The following is a 20,165-nucleotide window of genomic DNA, read 5'->3' as shown; positions in this document are numbered from 1 at the left end:
ACGCCGGACGGGCTGAATAATCCGCACCGGCGCCGACGTAGCTGCGGGCAGTCGTGCCGCTGGGGCGGCACGGGTGGGCGCAGCGGCACCCCGTAGCGCCGGGTTGCGCAACCCCTGCCCGAGCCGGACCCCGGTGCACCGGAAAAGGGGTCACACCCCAGCGGTCTCCTGATCCGGCACCAAGCCCAGCGCAGCGTCCCGCGCGAACTCGACCTCCCGCCTCAGCAGCCGGAACCACATGAAGACGACGAAGCCGGCGAAGACGAACCACTCTCCGGTGTAGCCGAGGTTCTGGAAGGCCTTGAGGTCCAGCCCCGAGCCGGCGGGGGCGCTCGCCGGGACGGCCTTCATCCCCGAGTCCCCCTTGTCGAGGGTGACCCAGGCGTCGTACACCCGGTACGGCACCAGGTTCACCAGCGACGCGGAGCTGATCGCCGCCGTCTGGTCGGCCGGCAGTCCGCCCGCCGAGCTGACGCCGTTGTCCCCGGGCGTCTCGGAGGCCTGGAGCGCCCCGGTGACGGTGACCCGGCCGGCCGGCGGGGCGGGCGCCGCGGCCGGATCCGCGGTGCCGGGCAGCCAGCCGCGTACGACCGGCAGGGCCCGCCCGGAGTCGGTCCGCAGCAGCGTCAGCACGTAGAAGCCGTTCTTGCCGTCCAGCTCCCGGCCGGGCACGAGGAGCTGCTTGCCGTACCGCCCGGTCGCGGTGACCTGCCTGCCCGAGGTGTTCTGGTCCACGGGCAGCAGCTCGGCCAGCGGCCGGGCCGCCTCGTGCCGGTCGGACACGGCCCGCTCGCCGGCGTCGCGGTGGTCCTGCACCCGCGCCTCGAACCGGCTCAGCTGCCAGGACCCCATGAAGACGCAGAACGGGATGGCGAGCAGCACGAAGACGTTGATGCCCCACCAGCGGGGTGTCAGCAGAAAGCGGTACACGCCGTCAACGGTACGGGGGCCCGCCGCGGGCCCCGGACCCGGGAGGCCTCCGGAGGCGCATGATCGCAAAAGTTATCCACAGGCTGCGCACACCCACCAGCTATTTGTCGTCGTGGACGGGCAGTATGGGCGCATGACTGGGGCCATGAGTGAGAGCAACATGCCGGACTGGGAGAAGCGCTTTCGGGCGCCGCGGGTTTCGCTGCCCGACTGGGCGGAGGACGCGCCGCACCGCTCCCTGTTCGTGTCGAACGCGACAGGGACGTACGAGCTGTACGCCTGGGACCGCACGAGTGGAGAGCAGCGCCAGGTGACGTCCCGGCCGAACGGCACGACGGACGGCGTGCTCTCCCCGGACGGCGCCTGGATCTGGTGGTTCGACGACAAGGACGGCGACGAGTTCGGGGTGTGGCGCCGCCAGCGGTTCACGGGCGGCGAGGACGAACTGGCTACCCCGGGCCTGGAGCCCTCTTACCCGGCGGGCCTGGCCCTGTCCCGGGACGGGCGTACGGCGGTCGTCGGGCGCTCGACGGACGACGAGGGTTCGACCATCCACGTGGCGAGGGAGGGCGAGGCGCCCTTCGAGCTGTACCGGCACCGGGAGTCGGCGGGCGTCGGGGACCTCTCCCACGACGGCTCCCTGATCGCCATAGAGCACACGGAGCACGGCGACGCGATGCACTCGGCGCTGCGCGTGCTGCGCCCGGACGGCACGGCGGTCGCCGAGCTGGACGACACCAGGGGCGGCACCGAGGAACTGGGCCTGGAGGTGCTGGGCTTCGCCCCGATCGACGGCGACACGCGGCTGCTCATCGGTCACCAGCGGCGCGGCCGGTGGGAGCCGCTGGTCTGGGACGTCGCCTCGGGTGAGGAGACGGACCTGGTGCTGGACCTGCCGGGTGACGTGAGCGCGGAGTGGTATCCGGACGGGTCGGCGCTGCTCGTCGCCCACAGCTTCAAGGCCCGCAGCGAGGTGTTCCGGTACGACCTGGGCAGCCGCGAGCTGACGAGGATCCCCACCCCGCCGGGCACGGTCTCCGGCGCGACGGCCCGCCCCGACGGCAGCGTGGAGTACCTCTGGTCCTCGGCCGCCGAGCCGTCGTCGGTCCGCTCGACGACGGGCCGGGTGGTCCTGGACCCGCCGGGCCTGAAGTGTCCGGGCTCGGTCCCCGTGGAGGACGTGTGGGTGGAGGGACCCGGCGGCCGTATCCACGCCCTGGTCCAGAAGCCGGCCGGCGCGACGGGCCCCCTGCCGACGGTGTTCGACCTGCACGGCGGCCCGACCTGGCACGACAGCGACGCCTTCGCCGCGGGCCCGGCCGCCTGGGTGGACCACGGCTACGCGGTGGTCAGGATCAACTACCGGGGTTCCACGGGCTACGGCCGGGCCTGGACGGACGCGCTCAAGCACCGGGTGGGTCTGATCGAGCTGGAGGACGTGGCCGCGGTCCGCGAGTGGGCGGTCTCCTCCGGGCTCGCCGACCCCGAGCGTCTGATCCTGACCGGCGCCTCCTGGGGCGGCTATCTCACCCTGCTCGGCATCGGCACCCAGCCGGACTTCTGGACCCTGGGCATCGCCGTCGTCCCGGTCGCCGACTACGTCACCGCGTACCACGACGAGATGGAAGCCCTGAAGGCCATGGACCGCACCCTCCTGGGCGGCACCCCGGAGGAGGTCCCCGACCGCTTCGAGGCCTCCTCCCCCCTCACCTACGTCGACCAGGTCAAGGCACCCGTCTACATCTCCGCCGGCGTCAACGACCCCCGCTGCCCGATCCGCCAGATCGACAACTACGTCAAGCGACTGGAGTCCCGTGGGGCCGTCCACGAGGTGTACCGCTACGACGCGGGGCACGGATCGCTGGTGGTGGACGAGCGGATCAAGCAGGTGCGGCTGGAGCTGGACTTCGCGGCGAGGCACCTGAAGCCGACGGTGTGAGGTGCGGGGCCGTGCGTGTCCGCGCGCACGGCCCCGGCGCGGTGGACTGTGTGCAATGCGACTTACGTTTCTTTTTCAGTCTGGTTATCCGCGCTGCTTTAGATCCGGAAGAAAGGAGGGTTATTTTAAGCGTTTTTCCGTGTGGTTGTTCACCCGATCGCCGCGCATCCAAGTGAAAAGGGCCGACGTTAGTCGGGCATGGCTAATGCAAGCGATCCTGGCGAGTCGGTCGGCCTGTACGGGGTGACGGTGGGACCGTACGTCTATACTCCGGGAATCCTCAGTAAGGATGGTGTGCCTGTCGTACTTCAGGTCACCGACCCCTTGCTCCAGAATTTCCTCACCGCTGTCCGGAAGCTGGAATCCGACCTCGCCGGTCGCTGGGCCTGCGCACTGTCCTTCTCATGAATGACGAGCGCTACGGCCGTATGTGGCACGGCAGCACCGACTACCTGGACGAGTTCGACGAATCGTCGCCGGATCCGGCTTGGGACCCGGCCGAGGAACTGGCCTACCTGCTCCAGAAGGCCAGCCAGGAGGAGGCCGCGAGGTCCGTGCCGCACCCTCGTGACGAGGCGTCGGTCACCGCTCCTCCGGCCGGCAGCCCCATGCGGCACCTCCAGGACATCCAGGCCGACCTGCCGCCGGTGCGGGGGCCCCGCCGGGGGCACCGCAGAATTCCGGCGCACCGGCGCATCGGCGGACTGCGCATCGCCAGCTTCCTCATCGCCGCACTGGCCGCGATCATCGTGTCGATGGTGAGCGTCTTCAGCGGCCTGGCCACCTACGAGCCGTTGCTCGTCGTCACCTCGCACGACCAGGGTGGCTCCGACGCGTGGTGGCCCATGCTGGTCTACGGGCCCTGGATGGCTGGATCGCTGTCCATCCTGCGGGCGGCGCTGCACCAGCGGCGGGCCGTGCACTCGTGGTTCGTCGTGCTGCTCTTCTCCTCCGTCGCGGTACTGCTCTGCGTGGTGCAGGCCCCCCGGACCATCGAGGACACGGCGTCGGCGGCCCTGCCCGGAGTCGCGGCACTGGCCTGCTTCCAGCAGCTCGTCCGCCAGATCACCCTGACCCGACCGCCCCGCCGAGCCACCCCACGGCACCGCTCGCGGGCCCCCCAGGAGCACTTGGCCTCGCCGCCCACCCCCGGCGGCACGGAATCCCCGTGACCCGGAACCCGCCCGGCAGTCCCTGACCGGCGCCCGTTCAGCTCGCCGCTCCCGGTGGCTGGGCGGGCGCTCCGTGTCGGCCCGGGAGCTCCGCCGGTTCCGGGCGCGGGTCCGCGAGCAGCCACCGGGTCCGCGCGCAGCACTTGGTGTCGCCGCCCACTCCCGGCGGTGGGGGATCGGTGTGGCCGAGGACTCGTCCGGCGCCCGCTCAGCCCACCGGTCCTGGTGGCTGGTGTCGGCCCAGGAGTTCCGCCAGGCCCCGGCGGGTGGCCGCGAGGAGTACACGGTCCTCCGCGCGCAGCACGTACTCCTCGTCCGCGTCCGGTCGTCCCTCCAGTGCCAGGACCCGCCAGGCCCCGGGCCGGAACGCCGCCCGGGCCGTCCGTCCCTCCAGTTGCGGATGCCCGCCCACGTCCATCACCGCGAACAGCAGCACCCGCCGCTCCACGGGAATCGCCCCGAGGATCTGGCGCCCGAGCATCGCCCCGGCGAAGGCGGGCGCGGCCAGGTGGGTCACGCTCCGGCTCCGGGTCTGGGCCTGGGGGTGCGCGGCCCGCAGGGTGCGGTACACGGCGGTCGCGAAGTCGTCGTCGTACAGCCGCAGGACCACGCGCAGATCCGGGCGTACGGACCGCGCGTACAGCACCGCCTCCAGGTTGGTCGTGTCCGCGCTGGTCACCGCCAGCAGGGCGTGCGCGCGGTGGATCTTGGCGGCCTCCAGGACCCCTTCCTGCGTCACGTCGCCCAGCACCACCGGCACCCGCAGCCGCCGGGCCACCGCCAGCCCTCGCGCCTCGGGGCCGGACTCCACGCACACCACCGGGATGCCCAGCTCCCGCAGCCGCACCAGCACCCGTGTGCCGATCTTGCCCAGGCCCAGCAGCACCACGTGCCCGCCCAGCCCGCGCGGCGGTTTGCGCAGCCCGGACGCGGTCCGGAAGGTGCCCAGCGCCTCCAGGACCGCGGCCAGCAGCACGGGCAGCAGCAACAGCCCCACCAGCCCGGACAGCAGCTGGAGGATCTGCCGCCCGAGGGACTTGCCGATCGCCGGGTCGTCGATGGCGAACATGTCCAGCAGCGTCAGGTAGAAGGCGCTCAGCGGATGGATCCCGGTCACCACCGACAGGGCGACCGCCAGCGCCACCACGCACCCCACCATCCCGGCCAGCGACCACCGCAGCCGCGGTGAGAACAGCGAGGCGAACGGCGGCACGACCCCGACGCCGCGCCCCGTCGGCAGCGGTGTCCCGGCGGAGTACGACACCTGCTCCAGCACCACGGCCGCGCGCCCGCCGGCGTCCCGCACCTGAGCCGCGTCGGGCAGCAGCCGGGGCCCCTGCTCCCCGCTGCCCTCCGCCCCGTCCGCCCCGGCCGGATCGCTGCTGGACAGCAGCGCCAGCGTGCACAGCCCCGGGTCGGCGACCTGTCCCGGCCGCGGCGGCGGCCGCTCCACCGCGCGCAGCAGCAGCCCGTCGGTCTGTACGACCTTGCTGGTGCCGGCGACCGCGGTGGCCGCCAGCGCGGGCGCGGCGGTGTCGGCGTCGGACAGCACGACCGTGGACGCCTCCCCGGCGGCGGCGTCGTTCCCGGCCAACGTGGCGGCCTGGTCGAGGAGTTCCTCGATGTGCTGGCCCAACCGCCGGTTGTAGAGCCTGAGGACCAGCCGCAGCCGCGGGTTGAGCCGCCGGGCGGTGAGCGCGGCACGGATGTTGGTCTCGTCGTCCTCGTACACGAGCGCCAGCGCGACCGCCTGCTCGACGCCCGCCTCGGCGAGCACCGCCTCGCTGGGTTCGACGGCCTCCAACAGCCGCTCGCCCCGCGGTGGTTCACCGCTGCCGGCACTGCCGCTGTTGCCGCCCGCAGCCGCGGGGCCGCGCCCCACCGCGGCGTTCACCACCCGGTCGAGGAGCGCCGACGCGGCTCGCGCCCGCCCTACGACCGGTGGGCGCGCCGTGCGTTCGTTCGGCGGTACGACGAGCGTCACCTGCTCCCCGTACACCCCGCGCAACTCGGCGGCCAGCCGGTGCGCGAGCCCGTCGTCCCCGCACACCAGCATGCGCGCGGGCGCACCGTTGTGCCCACCACTGTGCCCACCTTGATACGGAACGCTCGCCACGAGGGAAAAGACTGCCCCAAAGGGACGGGTGGTTCCAGCAATCATCTGAACGCCGGGCGTCCGGGTGCCGTACTGAAGGGGAGGGAGAAGACGCACCCAGATCGCGGACCAGCGCCCGTACGCGGAGGTACCCCACCCGTGGCCATCACCGAAGAAGCCCCGCCCGGGCGGGCCCCCGACGACGCCGGCGCGCCGGCCGGCGGCGGGAAGCGGCCGGAGCAGGACGGCTGGCACCTCAACTCCCCGCTGGCGCTGACCCTGTTGCTGATCCTGGTGGTGGTCCTCCAGGGCCCGATCCGCGGGGCGCTGTCGGCGCCGGTGATGCAGAGCTGGATGACGGTGTTCGTGGCGGTGGTCGTGCAGGCCCTGCCCTTCCTCGCCCTCGGTGTCCTGCTGTCGGCGGGGATCGCGGTGTTCGTGCCGCCGTCGTTCTTCGCCCGCGCACTGCCCAGCCGGCCCGCTCTCGCCGTGCCGGTCGCCGGGCTGGCGGGCGCGGTGCTGCCGGGCTGCGAGTGCGCGTCGGTGCCGGTGGCCGGGGCGCTGGTCCGGCGCGGGGTGACGCCCGCCGCGGCGATCGCGTTCCTGCTCTCCGCCCCGGCGATCAACCCGATCGTCCTGACCGCCACCGCCGTCGCCTTCCCGCGGAACCCCGAGATGGTGCTGGGGCGGTTCGCCGGAAGCCTGCTGGTGGCGTGCGCGATGGGCTGGCTGTGGCAGCGGGTCGGCCGTACCGACTGGATCCGGCCGCCCGCGCACGCCGCGCACGAGGGGGAGAGCAAGGGCGAGGCGTTCTGGGGCTCGGTCCGGCACGACCTGATGCACGCCGGGGGCTTCCTCGTGCTCGGCGCGATGGCCGCGGCGACGCTGAAGGCGGTGGCCCCGGCGAGCTGGCTACGTACCGCGGCCGGCAACCCGGCGGTCTCGGTCCTCGCCCTGGCGGTCCTCGCCGTACTGCTGTCGATCTGCTCGGAGGCGGACGCGTTCGTGGCGGCCTCGCTCACCCAGTTCTCGCTCACGGCCAAGCTGGCGTTCCTGGTCGTCGGCCCGATGATCGACCTGAAGCTGTTCGCGATGCAGGCGGGCACCTTCGGCCGGGGCTTCGCCCTGCGCTTCGCCCCCGCCACCTTCGCCCTCGCCATCGTGGGCGCGGTGCTGACCGGGGCGGTGCTGCTGTGAACCGGCAGGCCCAGGCGGCGGTCCTGTTCCTGACCGGCGCGGCCCTGCTGCACGCGGGCCTCACCGACCTCTACCTGCGCTATGTGAAGGCGGGGCTGCAACCGCTGCTGCTGACGGCCGGCGCGCTGCTGGTGGTGACGGCGCTCGCGACGGCCTGGTACGAGTGGAAACGCGCCCGGCGCAAGCCGCCCGCGGCCGGGTCCATGCCCGCGACCGACGGCCACGACGACGCGGAGGACCACGGTCACGCGCACCCCGAGCCCCGCATCTCCTGGCTGCTGATCCTCCCCCTCCTGGCCCTCATCCTGGTCGCCCCGCCCGCCCTGGGCTCCTACAGCGCCATGCGCACCGGTACCGCCCTGCAACAGCCGTACGGCTACACGTCCCTGCCGGCCGCGAACCCGGTGCCGATCGGCCTGGTCGACTACGCGGGCCGCGCCGTCTACGACCACGGCCGCTCCCTCGGCGGCCGCCAGGTCCGCATCACCGGGTTCGTCGCCCTGGACCGCGCCGGCACCCCGTACCTGGTCCGGATGGCCCTCAACTGCTGTGCCGCCGACGCCCAGCCGGTGAAGATCGGCCTGATGGGGAAGATCCCGCCGGTCCTGCAACCCGACAGCTGGCTGGAGGTGACGGGCACGTACACGCCGAAGCAGGTCAAGGACCCGGTCAACAACGGGCCGATCCCGTTCCTGAAGGTGACCGCCGCCCGCCCGGTGCCCACGCCGCACGACCCGTACGACGAGTCGTGGAACACCTGACACCGGGGGGACTCACTGGTCCGCTTTCTCACCCCGGCCGGCGCCGCCGTCCTCGGCGCCGCCGTTGAAGTCGTACGGCCCGCCACCGCGCCACTCGATCAGTTCGGGATCGTCGACGGCCTGGTCCTCGGCGGGGAGCCCCGCACGGTGTACGAGGTCCAGCACGTCGAACAGGTCGTACGCCGTCCCCACGTGCTCACCGCGCACCGTCACCTGCCGGCCACCGTCCGAGGCCGGCGGCAGCACCACCACTGGAGGACCCGTACTCATGCCACCACCATGCGCCCGGCGCGCGCAAAACGCAGCACGTCACAGAGGCGGCACGTCACAGTTGTCTGGCCGGCCAGTCCAGCAGCCTGGCACCGATCACCGCCGTCTGAAGCATGTAGCGGTGGGTGGGGTCGGACGGATCGGCGCCGGTGAGGCGGTGGATGCGTGCCAGCCGGTAGGTCAGGGCGCGCACGCTCAGCGACAGCCGGCGGGCGGCCTCCGCGGCCACACAACCGCAGTCGAAATAGGCCGTCAGGGTGTCCAGGAGCGGCTGGGCGCCGCCCCGGGCGGTGGTGAGCGGGCCCAGCGCGGCGCGCACGAGGTCGGCCATGGCCTGCCGGTCGCGGGTGAGGACGGGGTAGACGAGTAAGTCGGCGGCGCGCAGGACCGGGCCCTCCAGCTGGAGCCGTTCGGCCAGCTCCAGCGTGTTGAGGGCCTCCTCGTACGACTGCACGACCCCACCGGCGCCGGGCTGCGGGCGGCCGATCGCGACCTGGCCGCCGTCCGAGGCCGCGTACACCTGCTTGGCGAAGTGGGTGAGGATCTCCTCGTCGTCGCCGGGCGCGACGCACAGCATCCGGCCGCCCTTGGTGGTGAGCAGGATGCTGCGGCCGCCGAACCGGGCGATGAGCGAGCGTTCCACCTGCCGGGGGACCGGGCCGCTCTCGTCGTACGCCGTCGGCCCCTGCGCCACGGCGACCGCGTGGGTCTGCGACAGGCGCAGCCCGAAGCGTTCGGCGCGTTCGGCGAGGCGGCCCAGGTCGCTGCGGCCGTACAGGAGGTCGTCGATGAACTCCCGGCGGGCGGCCTCCTCCTGGCGTACGGCGTGCCGCTGGGCGCGTTCGTAGCCCTCGGCGAAGGCGTCGACGGCCTGCTGCACGGCGGCCAGGGCGCTGTCGGTCGAACCGGGGCCGCCGGGCCAGGCGGCGCGGGCGGCGGCCAGATGGGCCCTGACCAGGGCGCGCAGTCCGTGGCCGGCCTCGGCGGCCTGTTCGCCCAGGACGCGCCGGGCCTCGATCTCGTCCCGGTTCAGGCGCCGGCCGGTGGCGGAGACGTCCGCCAGGAGCTGGGCATACCCGCGCAGATACTGGTCGGGTATCTCGTACTCCGTCACGTCGTCCCCCCGGATTCTGACGCGCCGGTGACGCTTTCCTGGCGGCCCCGGCACGCTGACCCTAATGAACACTGCCGGAAACCGGCAATGCGCCGGTGCGCGCGGGACGTGCACCATGACCCGAGGGGAGCACTGCGGATGGTCCCGATGCCGGAGCCCGGCAGATGGCGGGCGCCCGGCACCGGGACCTCGGTGCGCCGCCCCCGAGCGTGCGGGGCCGTCGTACAGGGCGTACGACGGGAGAGAGCGGAGGAGTTCCGGGACCGGATCATCCAGGTCATCGGCACCGACCTCAACGGCTACCACCTCGCCGGCCCGGCCCGCCCCGAGACACCGCGGCCCCATCCCCGGCGACCCGACGCGCGTGAACCAGTCGTAGCTGGTCTGATGGTTCAGGGGGTGTCCTTTCGGACCCGTACCCGCACCCCCGGGAGACCCCGATGAGTACGCATCGAGTCGCGCAGGTGACCGAGGCCGGTGGCCGTTTCGAGATCGTCGAGCGTGAGGTGCCGGAGCCGGGCTCGCGCCACGTACGGATCGCCGTGGAGGCCTGCGGGGTCTGCCACAGCGACGCCCTGTTCGTGAACGCGGCCGTGCCGGGGATCACCTTCCCGGTGGTCGCCGGCCACGAGATCGCCGGGCGCATCGACAAGGTCGGCGAGGCAACGGACGACGTCTGGCAGGTGGGCGACCGGGTGGCGGTGGGCTGGTTCGGCGGCAGCTGCGGCCACTGCACCCCTTGCCGGCAGGGCGACTTCGTCATGTGCGAGAACCTGAAGGTCCCCGGCTGGGCGTACGACGGGGGCTACGCGGAGAACGTCATCGTCCCGGAGGACGCCCTGGCCCGCATCCCCGACGCCCTGGCGGCGCCCGACGCGGCACCCCTGGCCTGCGCCGGCATCACCGTGTTCAACGGGCTGCGGCGTAGCACGGCACGCCCCGGCGACCTGGTCGCCGTACTGGGCATCGGCGGCCTGGGCCACCTGGGAGTGCGGTACGCGGCGGCCATGGGCTTCGAAACGGTGGCCATCGCCCGCGGCGCCGACAAGGCCGACTTCGCCAAGCAACTCGGCGCCCACCACTACATCGACAGCACCGCGGACACATCCGTCGCGGACGCCCTGCGGTCCCTCGGCGGCGCCCGGGTGGTCCTGGCCACCGCCGCCAACTCCGACGCGATCACGGCGGCCGTGGAGGGGCTCCGTCACCGGGGCGAGCTGGTGGTGCTCGGCGCGGCCGCCGAGCCGATGCGGATCAGTCCCACCGAGCTCATCATGGGCGGCAGGGTCGTCCGCGGCCATGCTTCCGGCACCTCCCAGGACACCGAGGACACGATGGCCTTCAGCGCCCTGCACGGCATCCGCCCGATGATCGAGCCCGTCCCCCTGGACCAGGCCGACGCGGCCTACCGGCGGATGATGTCCGGCGCGGCCCGTTTCCGGATGGTGCTCACCATGCCGTGAGGGCGGGGCCGAGGCGTGCGAGGGAGGATGGAAGAGGAACATCCGTACCGACTCGAAGGAGAGGAGGAGACGGGATGACCACTGCAGCTCAGACCGTGCTCGAGCCCGCCGCGCGGGTCCGGGCCCAAAAGGGGCAGCAGCAGACCCGCAGTACCTGGAGCGAACAGAGCACCCCGAGCACGCGGACGACGACAGGGAGTTCAGCGGCTCAGCAGGGCCGGACCGAGGAGACGCATCCTGACGGCGCGGGCCTCCACCTGCGTACTCGCACGTTCCGCCCTCCGGTTCCCATCCCCTACCTCGGCAGAGGAGAGGAACTGCCCGCCCGGGACATGGTCTTCTACGGCGGCCTGGGAGCACTCGCGGTGGCCGGGGCTCTCGAGTGGCCGGTCGCCCTGGCCATCGGCGGAGCCACCTGGCTGCTGCGCGGCAGGCGGAAGGAAGGACGCTGAGGCGCGCCAGGACCGCGCCAGGACACGGAGCGGCGCCCGGCGGCGGCAGCGCTGTCGGGCGCCGCTCCGTGCGCCCACGGACATGGGCCTGCTCACCGTCTCACCGCTACGCGGACGCGGCTCCCGCATGTTCCGGTAGCGGCTCTTCTCGATCGCGCCGACCGTCGGGCGGCGGAGCGCCGGACGAGCCGGCGCCTCCTACCGGCGCGGGCTACATCGTGATGGCCGATCCGGAGGGAACCGAGTTCTGCTGGGGCTGAAGGACGGGGAACTTCACGCCGGTGAGGTCTTCGGAGACGGCCCACAGCCGCTGCTGGACGGCCACCTCGTACGACTCCGGGCTGGAGGTGACCAGCCGGGGGTGGCCCTTGACCTCGTTGCGTCCGCCGGGACCGTAGTACTGGCCGCCGAGCGCGCCGGGGTCGGTGGCGGCGCGCAGGGTGGGCAGGGCGCCCATGGCCGGTGTCTGGGTGATCAGCGGCGCGAGCCAGGTGACGGGCAGGCGGAGCGCGGCGGGGGTGTGGCGGATGAGGTCGGTGTTGGACACGCCGGGATGGGCGGCGACGGCGACGGTGGTGCCGTGCGCGGCGAGTCGGCGCTGCAGCTCGTAGGTGAACATCAGGTTGGCCAGCTTGGACTGACCGTAGGCGGCGGCCCGGCTGTAGGACCGCTCCCAGTGCAGGTCGTCGAAGTGGATCGCGGCCTGGATGCGGTGGCCGGTGCTGCTGACCGTCACCACGCGTGAGCCGGGCACCGGCAGCATCAGGTCAAGCAGCAGCCCGGTGAGCGCGAAGTGGCCGAGGTGGTTGGTGCCGAACTGCATCTCGAAGCCGTCGGCGGTGGTCTGCTTCGGGGTGTACATCACGCCGGCGTTGTTGATCAGCAGGTCGATCCGGTCGAGCCGGGAGTGCAGCGCCGCCGCTGCGGCCTGCACGGAGTCGAGCGAGGTCAGGTCCAGCGCCTGCACGGTCACGTCGCCGGGCATGCAGGCCGCGGCCTGCATGCCCTTTTCGGCATTGCGCACGGCGAGCACCACGGACGCCCCGTGCTCGGCGAGCGCCTTGGCGGTCTCGTACCCCAGTCCGGTGTTGGCCCCGGTCACCACGGCCACCCGCCCGCGCTGGTCCGGAATGTTCGCCGTTGTCCACTTCTTGCCCATGTCAGACTCCCAGTCGCCTAAAGTACCGAAGGTATCTTGTGTCGTCGACGTTAAGGTACCTTCGGTACTTTGTCAACGTACCGAAGGTACGTAATCTAGACTGGGGAGCGTGACTTTCCAGCGGGCGCGAACCGAAGAGCAGCGGGAGATCCGGCGACGGGCGATCCTCGACATGGCGTCGGCGATGCTCGACGAGATGCCTGTGGCCGCGGTCACCCTGAACGAGCTCAGCCGCCGGGTAGGCCTGGCGAAGCCGAACGTGCTGCGCTACTTCGAGTCTCGCGAGGCGGTGCTGCTGGAGCTGCTCGACCGCTATTTGCGGGAGTGGCTGACGGAGCTGGCCGGGGAGCTGGCCGCCGGCATCGACGAAGACCTCCCCATGCCCGAGCGGGCGGCAGCGGTGGCCGAGATCCTCAGCCGCTCGCTGTCCGGCCGAATGGTGCTGTGCGAGCTCTTCGGCGCACAGGGCAGCGTCCTGGAGCACAACGTCTCCGTCGAGGTCGTGGCACGCTACAAGCGCGCCTCCCTGGACCGCCTGACAACCATGACCGCCCTGCTCCGGAAGCACCTGCCGGAGCTGGGCGAGAACGCGACACTGTTCAGCCTGCAGACCATGGTCATGGCCGGCGCGCTGTCGGCGTACAGCACGCCCCCACCCAGCCTGCAGGCGGCCTACGAGGCCGAGCCCGAGCTGGCCCGCTTCCACCTGGATCTGAAGGACTATTTGAAGCAGGCCTTGACCGCAACCCTCCTGGGCGTGCTACCCCGTCGCTGACCAGCGTTGCACTGAACAGGCCGAAACCTCTGTGCGTCGTGAGCTGACCGTCGAGTGCGCCGGACCTGGCCCCTACTCGGGTTCGGTGGGTGCTTGAGAGGCTTCGAGTCGGCTGGCGACATAGCTGGCGCGATCTCCCCCGTTGAGCTTGTGCCAGTTGTGGGCCGTGCCGTCGGCGAGGCCGAGGAGATCGGCGAGCATCTTCCAGTGGACGGGCCGACCATAACCCTCCGTGACCGGAACTACCCGCAAGGCCCATCCGGTGATGCAGCCGCTGCGCCACCGGTGCACGGGCTTCACGGCGAAGCCGTTGATGCGGTCCGCGCTACATTGCGCGGAGTCTCAGGCCCGCCCCCGCGACTCCGCGGCACGGCTCGCCAGCGAGTCGAAGACCACCGCGGCGAACAGCACCCCGCCGGTGATCATGAACTGGACCGAGGACTCGACCCCGAGCAGCGCCATGCCCGACGCGATCGACTGGATGATGAGCACCCCGAGCAGCGCGGACCAGGTCGAGCCGCGCCCGCCGAACAGGCTGGTGCCGCCGATGGTCGCGGCGGCGATGGCGTTGACCAACAGCATGCCCGAGGCCGGGACCTGGCTGGCCGAGGTCAGCCGTGAGGCGATGAACAGCCCGCCGACCGCGGCGAGGGCGCCCGACACCATGAACACCGCGATCCGTACGCGCACCACGTCGACGCCCGACCGCCGGGCCGCCTCCACACCGCCGCCCAGCGCGAGGATCTGCCGGCCGTAGGGCGTGCGGCGCAGGAAGAGGTCCGAGGCGATGACGACGCCGAGGAAGAGCAGGAGGGCCAGCGGCAGGCCCGCGAACCGGCCCAGCACGTAGACGGCGGCGAACGCGACCACCGCGAGGAGGCCCGTACGCGCCCAGATCTCCCCGAGCGGCCGGTACGGCATCCCGGCGGCGCTGCGGCGGCTGCGGTCGCGGCATGCGGCGAGGAGGTACGCGGCGGTGCCGAGCGCCGCCAGCCCATAGATGACCACGGCGGCGTCGAAATAGCGGCTGGTCAGCTGGGCGACCAGCCCGTCCTCGCTGAAGTTGATGCTGACGTCCGGCCCCAGCAGGTAGAGCATCAGGCCGTTCCAGCCCAGCAGGCCGGCGAGGGTGACGACGAACGCGGGTACGCCGATCCTGGCGAAGGAGAAACCCTGGGCGGCCCCGGCGGCCGCACCGCTGCCCACCGCGATGATCACGGCGATCCACTCCGGCACTCCGAGGTTCACGTTCAGCGTCGCGAACACGGCGCCCGCCAGGCCGGCGAGCGAGCCCACCGACAGGTCGATCTCGCCGATCAGCAGCACGAAGACGACACCGACGGCGATGATGCCGGTCCCGACCATGTCCACGCTGAGGACGGACAGGTTGCGCGGGGAGAGGAAGTTGTCGTTGAGGCCCTGGAAGACCGTCCAGATCACGGCGAGGGTGAGCAGGACCGGCGCGGGCCCGAGGTCCCGGTCGTGCAGTCTGCGGCGCGCCTTGCCGGCGTACGTCCCGAGGCGTCCGGCGTACCACCGGCGCCCGGCGCGTCGCCGTCCGGTGTCCGTCGCGGCGTCGGTGGCGTCGCCGGCGCGGGTCCCCCTGCCCCTCACGGCCATGTCTCCTCCGGGAGGGTCCGGCGGTGGGCGACGGCATTGTCCGCCGCGCCGGTGATGGAGGAGATGATCTGTTCCTGGGAGGTGGTGTTCACGTCGAAGACGCCGTTGTTGCGGCCGAGGCGCAGCACGGCGATCCGGTCGGCGACCGCCTTGATGTCACCCATGTTGTGGCTGATGAGGAGCACCCCGAGACCCCGGTCGCGCAGCGTCTCGATGAGGTCGAGGAGCTGGTTGGTCTGCTCGATGCCCAGGGAGGCGGTGGGCTCGTCGAGCAGGAGCAGCCTGGGTGTGCCGAGGAGCGAGCGGGTGATCGCGACGGCCTGCCGCTGGCCGCCGGACAGCGAGGCGAGCGGCGCGCGCACGTCGGGGATGCGGATGGACAGGGTGTGCACCAGGTCGCGGGTGCGGCGCTCCATCTCCACCTCGTCGAGGACGCCGTGCCGGTGGATCTCCCGGCCGAGGAAGAGGTTGCCGACGACATCGAGGTTGTCGCACATCGCGAGGTCCTGGTAGACGGTCGCGATCCCCAGGACCTGGGCGTCCTGGGGACGCTTGATCTGGATCGCCCGGCCCTGCCACTCGATGACCCCCTTGTCGGCGGGACCGACCCCCGAGATCACCTTGACCAGGGTGGACTTGCCGGCGGCGTTGTCGCCCACCAGGGCGACCACCTCCCCGGCCCTGATCTCCAGTTCGACGTCGACCAGCGCCTGTACGGCGGCGAACCGTTTGGAGACGCCGCGCAGCGCCAGCAGGGGCTGAACCGGCACGGAGCCACCTCCTTCCGCCTTGGGGCTTCCGCCTTGGGGCTTCCGCCATGGGGCTTCCGCCTTCGGGGAGCGCCCGTCAGGTGAGCCCGGCCTTGGCGCAGGCGGACCGGAGCTCCGGGGTGCATATCTGGCCGATGGTGTACGTACCGTCCTTCACGAGGGTCGTCTTGATGTTGCCGACGGTCACGGGGACCGACGGGAGCAGGACCGCGGGGACGTTCCTGGTGGTGCCGCTGTCGACGGTGCCGGTGGCGATGGACCCGATCCCCCGGTCACGCGCCAGGGCTACGGCCATCTGGACGGCGGCGTCGGCGGAGTCCTTGTAGGGCTTGTAGACGGTCATGGACTGGTCGCCCCGGACGATGCGCCGCACGCCCGCGAGGTCGGCGTCCTGGCCGGTGATCGGGGGCAGTGGCCGGACCTCGTGGGCGTTGAGGGCGGAGATCACGGCGCCGGCGAGGGTGTCGTTGGCGGCCAGGACACCGTCGATGTTGGCCCCGCCCAGGGCGGCGATGGCGCCGTTCATGTTGGCGAAGGCGTTCTCCGGCCGCCATCCGACGGTGTCGTACGACCTGGCGATCTTCACCTTGCCCTTGAGGACGGAGAGCGCTCCCCGCTCGAACCAGCCGGCGTTGGGGTCGCTCGTGGCGCCGTTCATCATGACGATCCGGCCCCCGTGCGCCTTACTGCCCATGGCCCTCAGCAGCGCCTGCCCCTGCTGCCTGCCGACCTCCGCGCCGTTGAAGCTGACGTAACCGGAGATCGGCCCCTGCGCGAGCCGGTCGTAGGCGACGACCGGGATACCGGCCCGGTGCGCGGCCTCGATCGACGGGCGGAGCAGCGGGGGGTCGATGGCCGCGACGATCAGCACGTCCACCCGCCTGATGATCATGGCTTGTAGCTGCTGCTGCTGGACCGCGGGGTCGGGGGTGGCCTGGAAGGCCGCGGCCGGGCAGTGCGGGCACAGCTCCTTCAGCCGCTTCTCGATCAGCGGCCCGTCGAACTTCCCGAACCGGGAGGCTCCCCCGCCCGGCAGCAGCACCCCGACGGTGAGGCTCCCGCCCTTGCCCGCGCCACTACAGGCCCCGGCCAGCACCAGACCGGCGGCCACCACGATCGCCATGGACGCACGCCCGAGGGCCCTACGCCTCACGGCCGGAAGACTGGCACCGAGACCCATCTTCGATTCCCTAGAGATTACGTCCCATCTGTCCCGTAATGCCCCGAAAAAAGCACTTCAAGCCAAGCGCAGCGCAGCGCTCGGCCCGTACTGGCTGAACACCCACCGGCGCCCGCCCGTACCCCCTACATGAAATCCGTCACCGCGCCCACCGCCCGTCTGGCCCGCCACGCCGCCCTGGCCGGGAGCCTGGCCCTCCTCCCGCTGACCGTCGCCTGCGGCGGCATTGGCGATGACGAGGCGTCCCCCGACGGCAGGAAGTCGAAGAGCCCGGCGATATCCGCCCAGCAGGCGCAGGTCGTGGCGCCCGCCAAGGTGGAGGTCATCGCCGGCCTGACGGGCTGCGAGGTCAAGATCCGGGTCGACGCGGACGAACTGCGCGAAGGCATCTGCCACACCAAGGACGGCGACTACCTCATCACCACCTTCCCCGAGGAGAAGTACCAGCAGACCTGGCTCGACTCGATCAGCCCGTACCAGGGCACGTACCTGGTCGGGACGCGCTGGGTGGTCAGCGCCCAGCCGAAGATGCTCAACCGGTTCCGCACCAAGCTGGGCGGCGACGTCGTCCACGTGACGGGCACGGGCCCGACCGCCGCCCCCAGCGCGTCCTGAAGGCACCGGCGGCGTTGGTGACGGCCACGGCGGCCGTGGCCGCGGCGACCAGCGCCGTGGCGACCGTGAGGTGACGGCGGGTGGGTCTGGGCATGGATACGTCTCCTTGAGGCGTCCGGCGTCCGGGGTCCGGGGTCCCGCGCGGACATGCGGTGACGGGGACAGACCGCCAGGCAGCGACAAAGGAGAGGTAAACGACTGGTCATGCACGCGTTTCCGGATCATGACACGCGTGTTCAAACCGGTTCGGGTTGCGGCTCCGGCTCCGGTCGCGGCGCCGGCGCGGCCTTCGGCTCCCACAGTCTGGTGGTCCGCACGTACCCCTGGATCACCGAGGCCATCGCCAGAACGAGAAGCGGTCCGAACAGCCACGGGTGTCCGGCCATCTGTACCGGCAGGTAGCGGTACGACACCAGGAGCGCGACGAAGACCGTCGCCCCATGAACGACCAACTGGATTCCCGCCCGGTCCCAGCCACGTGCCTGCGCTCGCAGAGCCGTCTCGATCGTGAGCGTGAACACCACACCGGCGACGAGGTCCGCGCCGTAGTGGTAGCCGAAGCCCAGCGTCGCGCCCAGCGTGGCGACCAGCCAGAACGCGCCCGCGTAGCGCAGTACGCGCGGGCCCCTGCGGGAGTGGATGAAGATCGCGGTGGCCCACGCCGTGTGCAGGCTGGGCATGCAGTTGCGCGGGGTGACCTCGTTGAACGGCATCGGGTGCGGCGCGTTGAACGGCGGCGGCGTGTTCGGCCACAGGTCGGCCATCGCGAAGTGCCCGCCGGTGGTGCCGTACGCGAAGATCGGCCCGACCACCGGGAAGATCATGTAGATGCCCGGCCCGAGGAGGCCGATCACCAGAAAGGTGCGCACCAGATGATGGCGCGGGAACCGACGCTCGGCCGCCACGTTCCGCAGCTGGTACAGCGTGACGACGACCGCCATCACCGCGAGCTGGATGTAGACGTACTCGAGGACATGGGCGCCGACCGGGCCGCTGGCCCTGACGAGCCGGCCCACCACCCACGACGGGTTGCCCAGCGCGTGATCGGCGGTCGCCACGTACTGGTCGAGCACCACCGGGCGGGTCCTCGACGTGATGAGCAGCCAGGTGTCACCGGTCTTGCGGCCGGCCACCAGCAGCAGGGCCAGCCCGACGCCCTTCAGCAGCAGGGCCCTCTCCGCGCCGGTACGCCGTGTGACCGCGATGACCGCATAGCCCAGAATCACCCACAACGCGCCATTTCCGAACGGGTGCCCGTGCCCCTCGGTCATCTTGAAACCGGCCGGCCACCGCACCACGAAAAACACGACGTCGATACCGACCGCGACACCGGCCGCGATGAACCGCTCCCGCCAGGTGAGCACCACCATCATCAACGCCAGGCTGGCGTACAGCAGCGGCCCCGACTTGGGCGGGAGCACCACCTCTTCCACCTGATGGGTGATCGGCCCCGGCAGCCCGTAGTGACGTGCGGCGATCTCCAGCGCGACGAGGAATCCAAGGGTCACCACACCCGCCGTGACCCATAGCGCGGCCCGTGCCTGAGGCCGCGCGGAGAACCCGTATCTACGCTTTATTCGTGAAAACGCGCGCGATGTTATAGATGTCAATTGTTTGGCCGATTTGTTAGTTATTGAAGGTGATCAACATGAATTTGAAGATGCTATCGGATGGCTGTGGGCCGGCTCAGCTCTTCACAGATGGTGCGAACGCCGCCGGGGGCGGTCCCGAACGCCGCCGTCTCGGCGCCGCCCTGGACAACCTCTCGGTCACCTTCCACGGCATGACCGCCCATCCGGACGAGCACAACTGCGAGTGCCACTGGGGCAGCCCGGAGGAGCTCGCCCTGCTGAAGGCGCCGGACGTGGAGCTGGAGCCGGACCTCCTGCGCAGGACCTGGCAGGCCATCGACTGGAGCGATCACGCGGCCGTGCTGCGCCGCATCCTGCCGCAGTTCGCCAGGGTCCTGGTCGCCGGTCGCGCGGAGCCCCTGTTCGGGCTGGAGGAGGCCGGACACTGCTTCGCCCGCGGCCGCTGGCAGCAGTGGCCGGACGATCAAGCCGGTGCCGTCCGCGAGTTCCTGCATGCGTGGTGGGCGCAGAGCCTCACCGATCCGGACGCGGCCGTTCCGGCGCACCAGGTCTTCGCGATGTGTGCCGAGGCGTCCGGCACGGTCGGTCCCTGGCTCGCCGCCTGGGAGAAGCAGACCGGGTCCCTCAGTGACCGACGTCTCGCCGAGGCGGTCGCGGAATGGGAGTACGACCTCCTGGGAGACGGTCTGCCGTGGAACGTCGACTGGTACGAGCACGACGAGGAGCAGACGCGCGCCGAACTGGTCGCCTGGCTCCTCGGACCCGCCGCGGCCCGGCTCCGCGACTCGGGCGCATCACCGGACCTGCGACACCGGATACGCCTGCTCGGCCTCACCGACGAGGCCCGCTGGACGGACCCGCACTGGCCCGGCCACCGCTACTGACGGCCGGTTGGCCGGGTACCCGACGGCGTGCGCACGCGAGAACAGGTGAGGCACCCAGGAATGTTCCTGGGTGCCTCACCTGCTGTTACCCAGGCGTTCGACCTTGGGCCGGTGTGTCTCTCACCTGCTGCGATGGTCCGCAGGTGTGCGCGGTCGTCCGTCGCTGTCCGTCGGCGT

The 20,165-nt window shown here is 71.6% G+C and carries 19 protein-coding genes; 9 read left to right on the top strand and 10 right to left on the bottom strand.

Annotated features, from left to right (window positions below; all coding sequences use genetic code 11):
- Window positions 1–150: 150 nt before the first annotated feature.
- The gene (locus ACFY01_RS21220; protein ID WP_390737257.1) at window positions 151–930 is read right to left on the bottom strand and encodes an SURF1 family protein; all 780 of its coding nucleotides are present in this window, start codon (window positions 928–930) and stop codon (window positions 151–153) included.
- Window positions 931–1,075: 145 nt separating this feature from the next.
- Between ACFY01_RS21220 and ACFY01_RS21215 the strand changes: the two genes are divergently transcribed.
- The gene (locus tag ACFY01_RS21215) at window positions 1,076–2,869 is read left to right on the top strand and encodes a prolyl oligopeptidase family serine peptidase (RefSeq protein ID WP_390737256.1); all 1,794 of its coding nucleotides are present in this window, start codon (window positions 1,076–1,078) and stop codon (window positions 2,867–2,869) included.
- Window positions 2,870–3,273: 404 nt separating this feature from the next.
- Window positions 3,274–4,041 (top strand): hypothetical protein, encoded by a 768-nt coding sequence (locus ACFY01_RS21210; protein WP_390737255.1) that lies wholly within the window; start codon window positions 3,274–3,276, stop codon window positions 4,039–4,041.
- 208 nt (window positions 4,042–4,249) lie between these two features.
- On the opposite strand, the gene ACFY01_RS21205 is transcribed toward ACFY01_RS21210, so the two are convergent.
- Window positions 4,250–6,097, bottom strand: coding sequence for an NAD-binding protein (locus ACFY01_RS21205; protein WP_390737254.1), 1,848 nt, complete (start codon window positions 6,095–6,097; stop codon window positions 4,250–4,252).
- 198 nt (window positions 6,098–6,295) lie between these two features.
- On the opposite strand from ACFY01_RS21205, the gene ACFY01_RS21200 reads away from it, so the two are divergent.
- Entirely contained in the window at window positions 6,296–7,333 is a 1,038-nt protein-coding gene (locus ACFY01_RS21200) for a permease (RefSeq protein ID WP_390737253.1), read from the top strand.
- Complete coding sequence (locus ACFY01_RS21195) at window positions 7,330–8,094, top strand: TIGR03943 family putative permease subunit (RefSeq protein ID WP_390737252.1); 765 nt, start codon at window positions 7,330–7,332, stop codon at window positions 8,092–8,094. Before ACFY01_RS21200 ends, ACFY01_RS21195 begins: the two co-directional genes overlap by 4 nt.
- A 12-nt stretch (window positions 8,095–8,106) precedes the next feature.
- Here ACFY01_RS21195 and ACFY01_RS21190 read toward each other — a convergent pair whose 3' ends face one another.
- Window positions 8,107–8,364: a hypothetical protein gene (locus ACFY01_RS21190; protein WP_390737251.1), complete on the bottom strand. Its 258-nt coding sequence runs from the start codon at window positions 8,362–8,364 to the stop codon at window positions 8,107–8,109.
- Window positions 8,365–8,419: 55 nt separating this feature from the next.
- Complete coding sequence (locus ACFY01_RS21185; RefSeq protein ID WP_390737250.1) at window positions 8,420–9,478, bottom strand: PucR family transcriptional regulator; 1,059 nt, start codon at window positions 9,476–9,478, stop codon at window positions 8,420–8,422.
- Window positions 9,479–9,918: 440 nt separating this feature from the next.
- On the opposite strand from ACFY01_RS21185, the gene ACFY01_RS21180 reads away from it, so the two are divergent.
- Together ACFY01_RS21180 and ACFY01_RS21175 are read left to right on the top strand one after the other, a co-directional pair.
- The gene (locus ACFY01_RS21180; RefSeq protein ID WP_390737249.1) at window positions 9,919–10,941 is read left to right on the top strand and encodes an alcohol dehydrogenase; all 1,023 of its coding nucleotides are present in this window, start codon (window positions 9,919–9,921) and stop codon (window positions 10,939–10,941) included.
- Window positions 10,942–11,015: 74 nt separating this feature from the next.
- Complete coding sequence (locus ACFY01_RS21175; RefSeq protein WP_390737248.1) at window positions 11,016–11,393, top strand: hypothetical protein; 378 nt, start codon at window positions 11,016–11,018, stop codon at window positions 11,391–11,393.
- A 211-nt stretch (window positions 11,394–11,604) separates the two neighbouring features.
- Here the strand turns inward: ACFY01_RS21175 and ACFY01_RS21170 are convergent, their stop codons facing one another.
- Window positions 11,605–12,552, bottom strand: a complete 948-nt coding sequence (locus tag ACFY01_RS21170) for an SDR family NAD(P)-dependent oxidoreductase (RefSeq protein WP_390737247.1) — start codon at window positions 12,550–12,552, stop codon at window positions 11,605–11,607.
- Between the two features lie 109 nt (window positions 12,553–12,661).
- Between ACFY01_RS21170 and ACFY01_RS21165 the strand changes: the two genes are divergently transcribed.
- Window positions 12,662–13,327, top strand: a complete 666-nt coding sequence (locus ACFY01_RS21165) for a TetR/AcrR family transcriptional regulator (protein ID WP_390737246.1) — start codon at window positions 12,662–12,664, stop codon at window positions 13,325–13,327.
- Window positions 13,328–13,399: 72 nt separating this feature from the next.
- On the opposite strand, the gene ACFY01_RS21160 is transcribed toward ACFY01_RS21165, so the two are convergent.
- The 4 genes from ACFY01_RS21160 to ACFY01_RS21145 all read right to left on the bottom strand — a co-directional run bounded on the left by ACFY01_RS21160 (window position 13,400) and on the right by ACFY01_RS21145 (window position 16,897).
- Window positions 13,400–13,579 carry a hypothetical protein gene (locus ACFY01_RS21160; RefSeq protein WP_390737245.1) on the bottom strand — a complete coding sequence of 60 codons (180 nt, stop codon included), beginning with the start codon at window positions 13,577–13,579 and terminating at the stop codon, window positions 13,400–13,402.
- 90 nt (window positions 13,580–13,669) lie between these two features.
- A complete protein-coding gene (locus ACFY01_RS21155) occupies window positions 13,670–14,947 on the bottom strand; it encodes a sugar ABC transporter permease (protein WP_390737244.1) in 1,278 nt (425 codons plus the stop codon).
- Window positions 14,938–15,717 (bottom strand): ATP-binding cassette domain-containing protein, encoded by a 780-nt coding sequence (locus tag ACFY01_RS21150; RefSeq protein WP_390737243.1) that lies wholly within the window; start codon window positions 15,715–15,717, stop codon window positions 14,938–14,940. Before ACFY01_RS21150 ends, ACFY01_RS21155 begins: the two co-directional genes overlap by 10 nt.
- A gap of 76 nt (window positions 15,718–15,793) precedes the next feature.
- The gene (locus ACFY01_RS21145) at window positions 15,794–16,897 is read right to left on the bottom strand and encodes a sugar ABC transporter substrate-binding protein (RefSeq protein WP_390737242.1); all 1,104 of its coding nucleotides are present in this window, start codon (window positions 16,895–16,897) and stop codon (window positions 15,794–15,796) included.
- Window positions 16,898–17,026: 129 nt separating this feature from the next.
- Between ACFY01_RS21145 and ACFY01_RS21140 the strand changes: the two genes are divergently transcribed.
- On the top strand, window positions 17,027–17,512 hold the full coding sequence (locus tag ACFY01_RS21140) for a hypothetical protein (protein WP_390737241.1): 486 nt from the start codon (window positions 17,027–17,029) through the stop codon (window positions 17,510–17,512).
- A 236-nt stretch (window positions 17,513–17,748) separates the two neighbouring features.
- Here the strand turns inward: ACFY01_RS21140 and ACFY01_RS21135 are convergent, their stop codons facing one another.
- Window positions 17,749–19,023, bottom strand: coding sequence for a phosphatase PAP2 family protein (locus ACFY01_RS21135; protein ID WP_390737240.1), 1,275 nt, complete (start codon window positions 19,021–19,023; stop codon window positions 17,749–17,751).
- 149 nt (window positions 19,024–19,172) lie between these two features.
- On the opposite strand from ACFY01_RS21135, the gene ACFY01_RS21130 reads away from it, so the two are divergent.
- Window positions 19,173–19,988, top strand: a complete 816-nt coding sequence (locus ACFY01_RS21130) for a hypothetical protein (protein ID WP_390737502.1) — start codon at window positions 19,173–19,175, stop codon at window positions 19,986–19,988.
- Window positions 19,989–20,165 lie beyond the last annotated feature (177 nt).

The organism is Streptomyces sp. NPDC001480 (assembly GCF_042894725.1).
Classification (GTDB): Bacteria; Actinomycetota; Actinomycetes; order Streptomycetales; family Streptomycetaceae; genus Streptomyces.
This window is presented reverse-complemented; position numbering and strand designations above follow the sequence as displayed.

Coding starts and splice junctions, on each gene's coding strand:
- ACFY01_RS21140 (WP_390737241.1), top strand. CDS start 17,027: ATGAAATCCGTCACCGCGCCCACCGCCCGTCTGGCCCGCCACGCCGCC.
- ACFY01_RS21175 (WP_390737248.1), top strand. CDS start 11,016: ATGACCACTGCAGCTCAGACCGTGCTCGAGCCCGCCGCGCGGGTCCGG.
- ACFY01_RS21210 (WP_390737255.1), top strand. CDS start 3,274: ATGAATGACGAGCGCTACGGCCGTATGTGGCACGGCAGCACCGACTAC.
- ACFY01_RS21145 (WP_390737242.1), bottom strand. CDS start 16,897: ATGGGTCTCGGTGCCAGTCTTCCGGCCGTGAGGCGTAGGGCCCTCGGG.
- ACFY01_RS21180 (WP_390737249.1), top strand. CDS start 9,919: ATGAGTACGCATCGAGTCGCGCAGGTGACCGAGGCCGGTGGCCGTTTC.
- ACFY01_RS21170 (WP_390737247.1), bottom strand. CDS start 12,552: ATGGGCAAGAAGTGGACAACGGCGAACATTCCGGACCAGCGCGGGCGG.
- ACFY01_RS21215 (WP_390737256.1), top strand. CDS start 1,076: ATGAGTGAGAGCAACATGCCGGACTGGGAGAAGCGCTTTCGGGCGCCG.
- ACFY01_RS21130 (WP_390737502.1), top strand. CDS start 19,173: ATGCTATCGGATGGCTGTGGGCCGGCTCAGCTCTTCACAGATGGTGCG.
- ACFY01_RS21205 (WP_390737254.1), bottom strand. CDS start 6,097: ATGCTGGTGTGCGGGGACGACGGGCTCGCGCACCGGCTGGCCGCCGAG.
- ACFY01_RS21190 (WP_390737251.1), bottom strand. CDS start 8,364: ATGAGTACGGGTCCTCCAGTGGTGGTGCTGCCGCCGGCCTCGGACGGT.
- ACFY01_RS21155 (WP_390737244.1), bottom strand. CDS start 14,947: ATGGCCGTGAGGGGCAGGGGGACCCGCGCCGGCGACGCCACCGACGCC.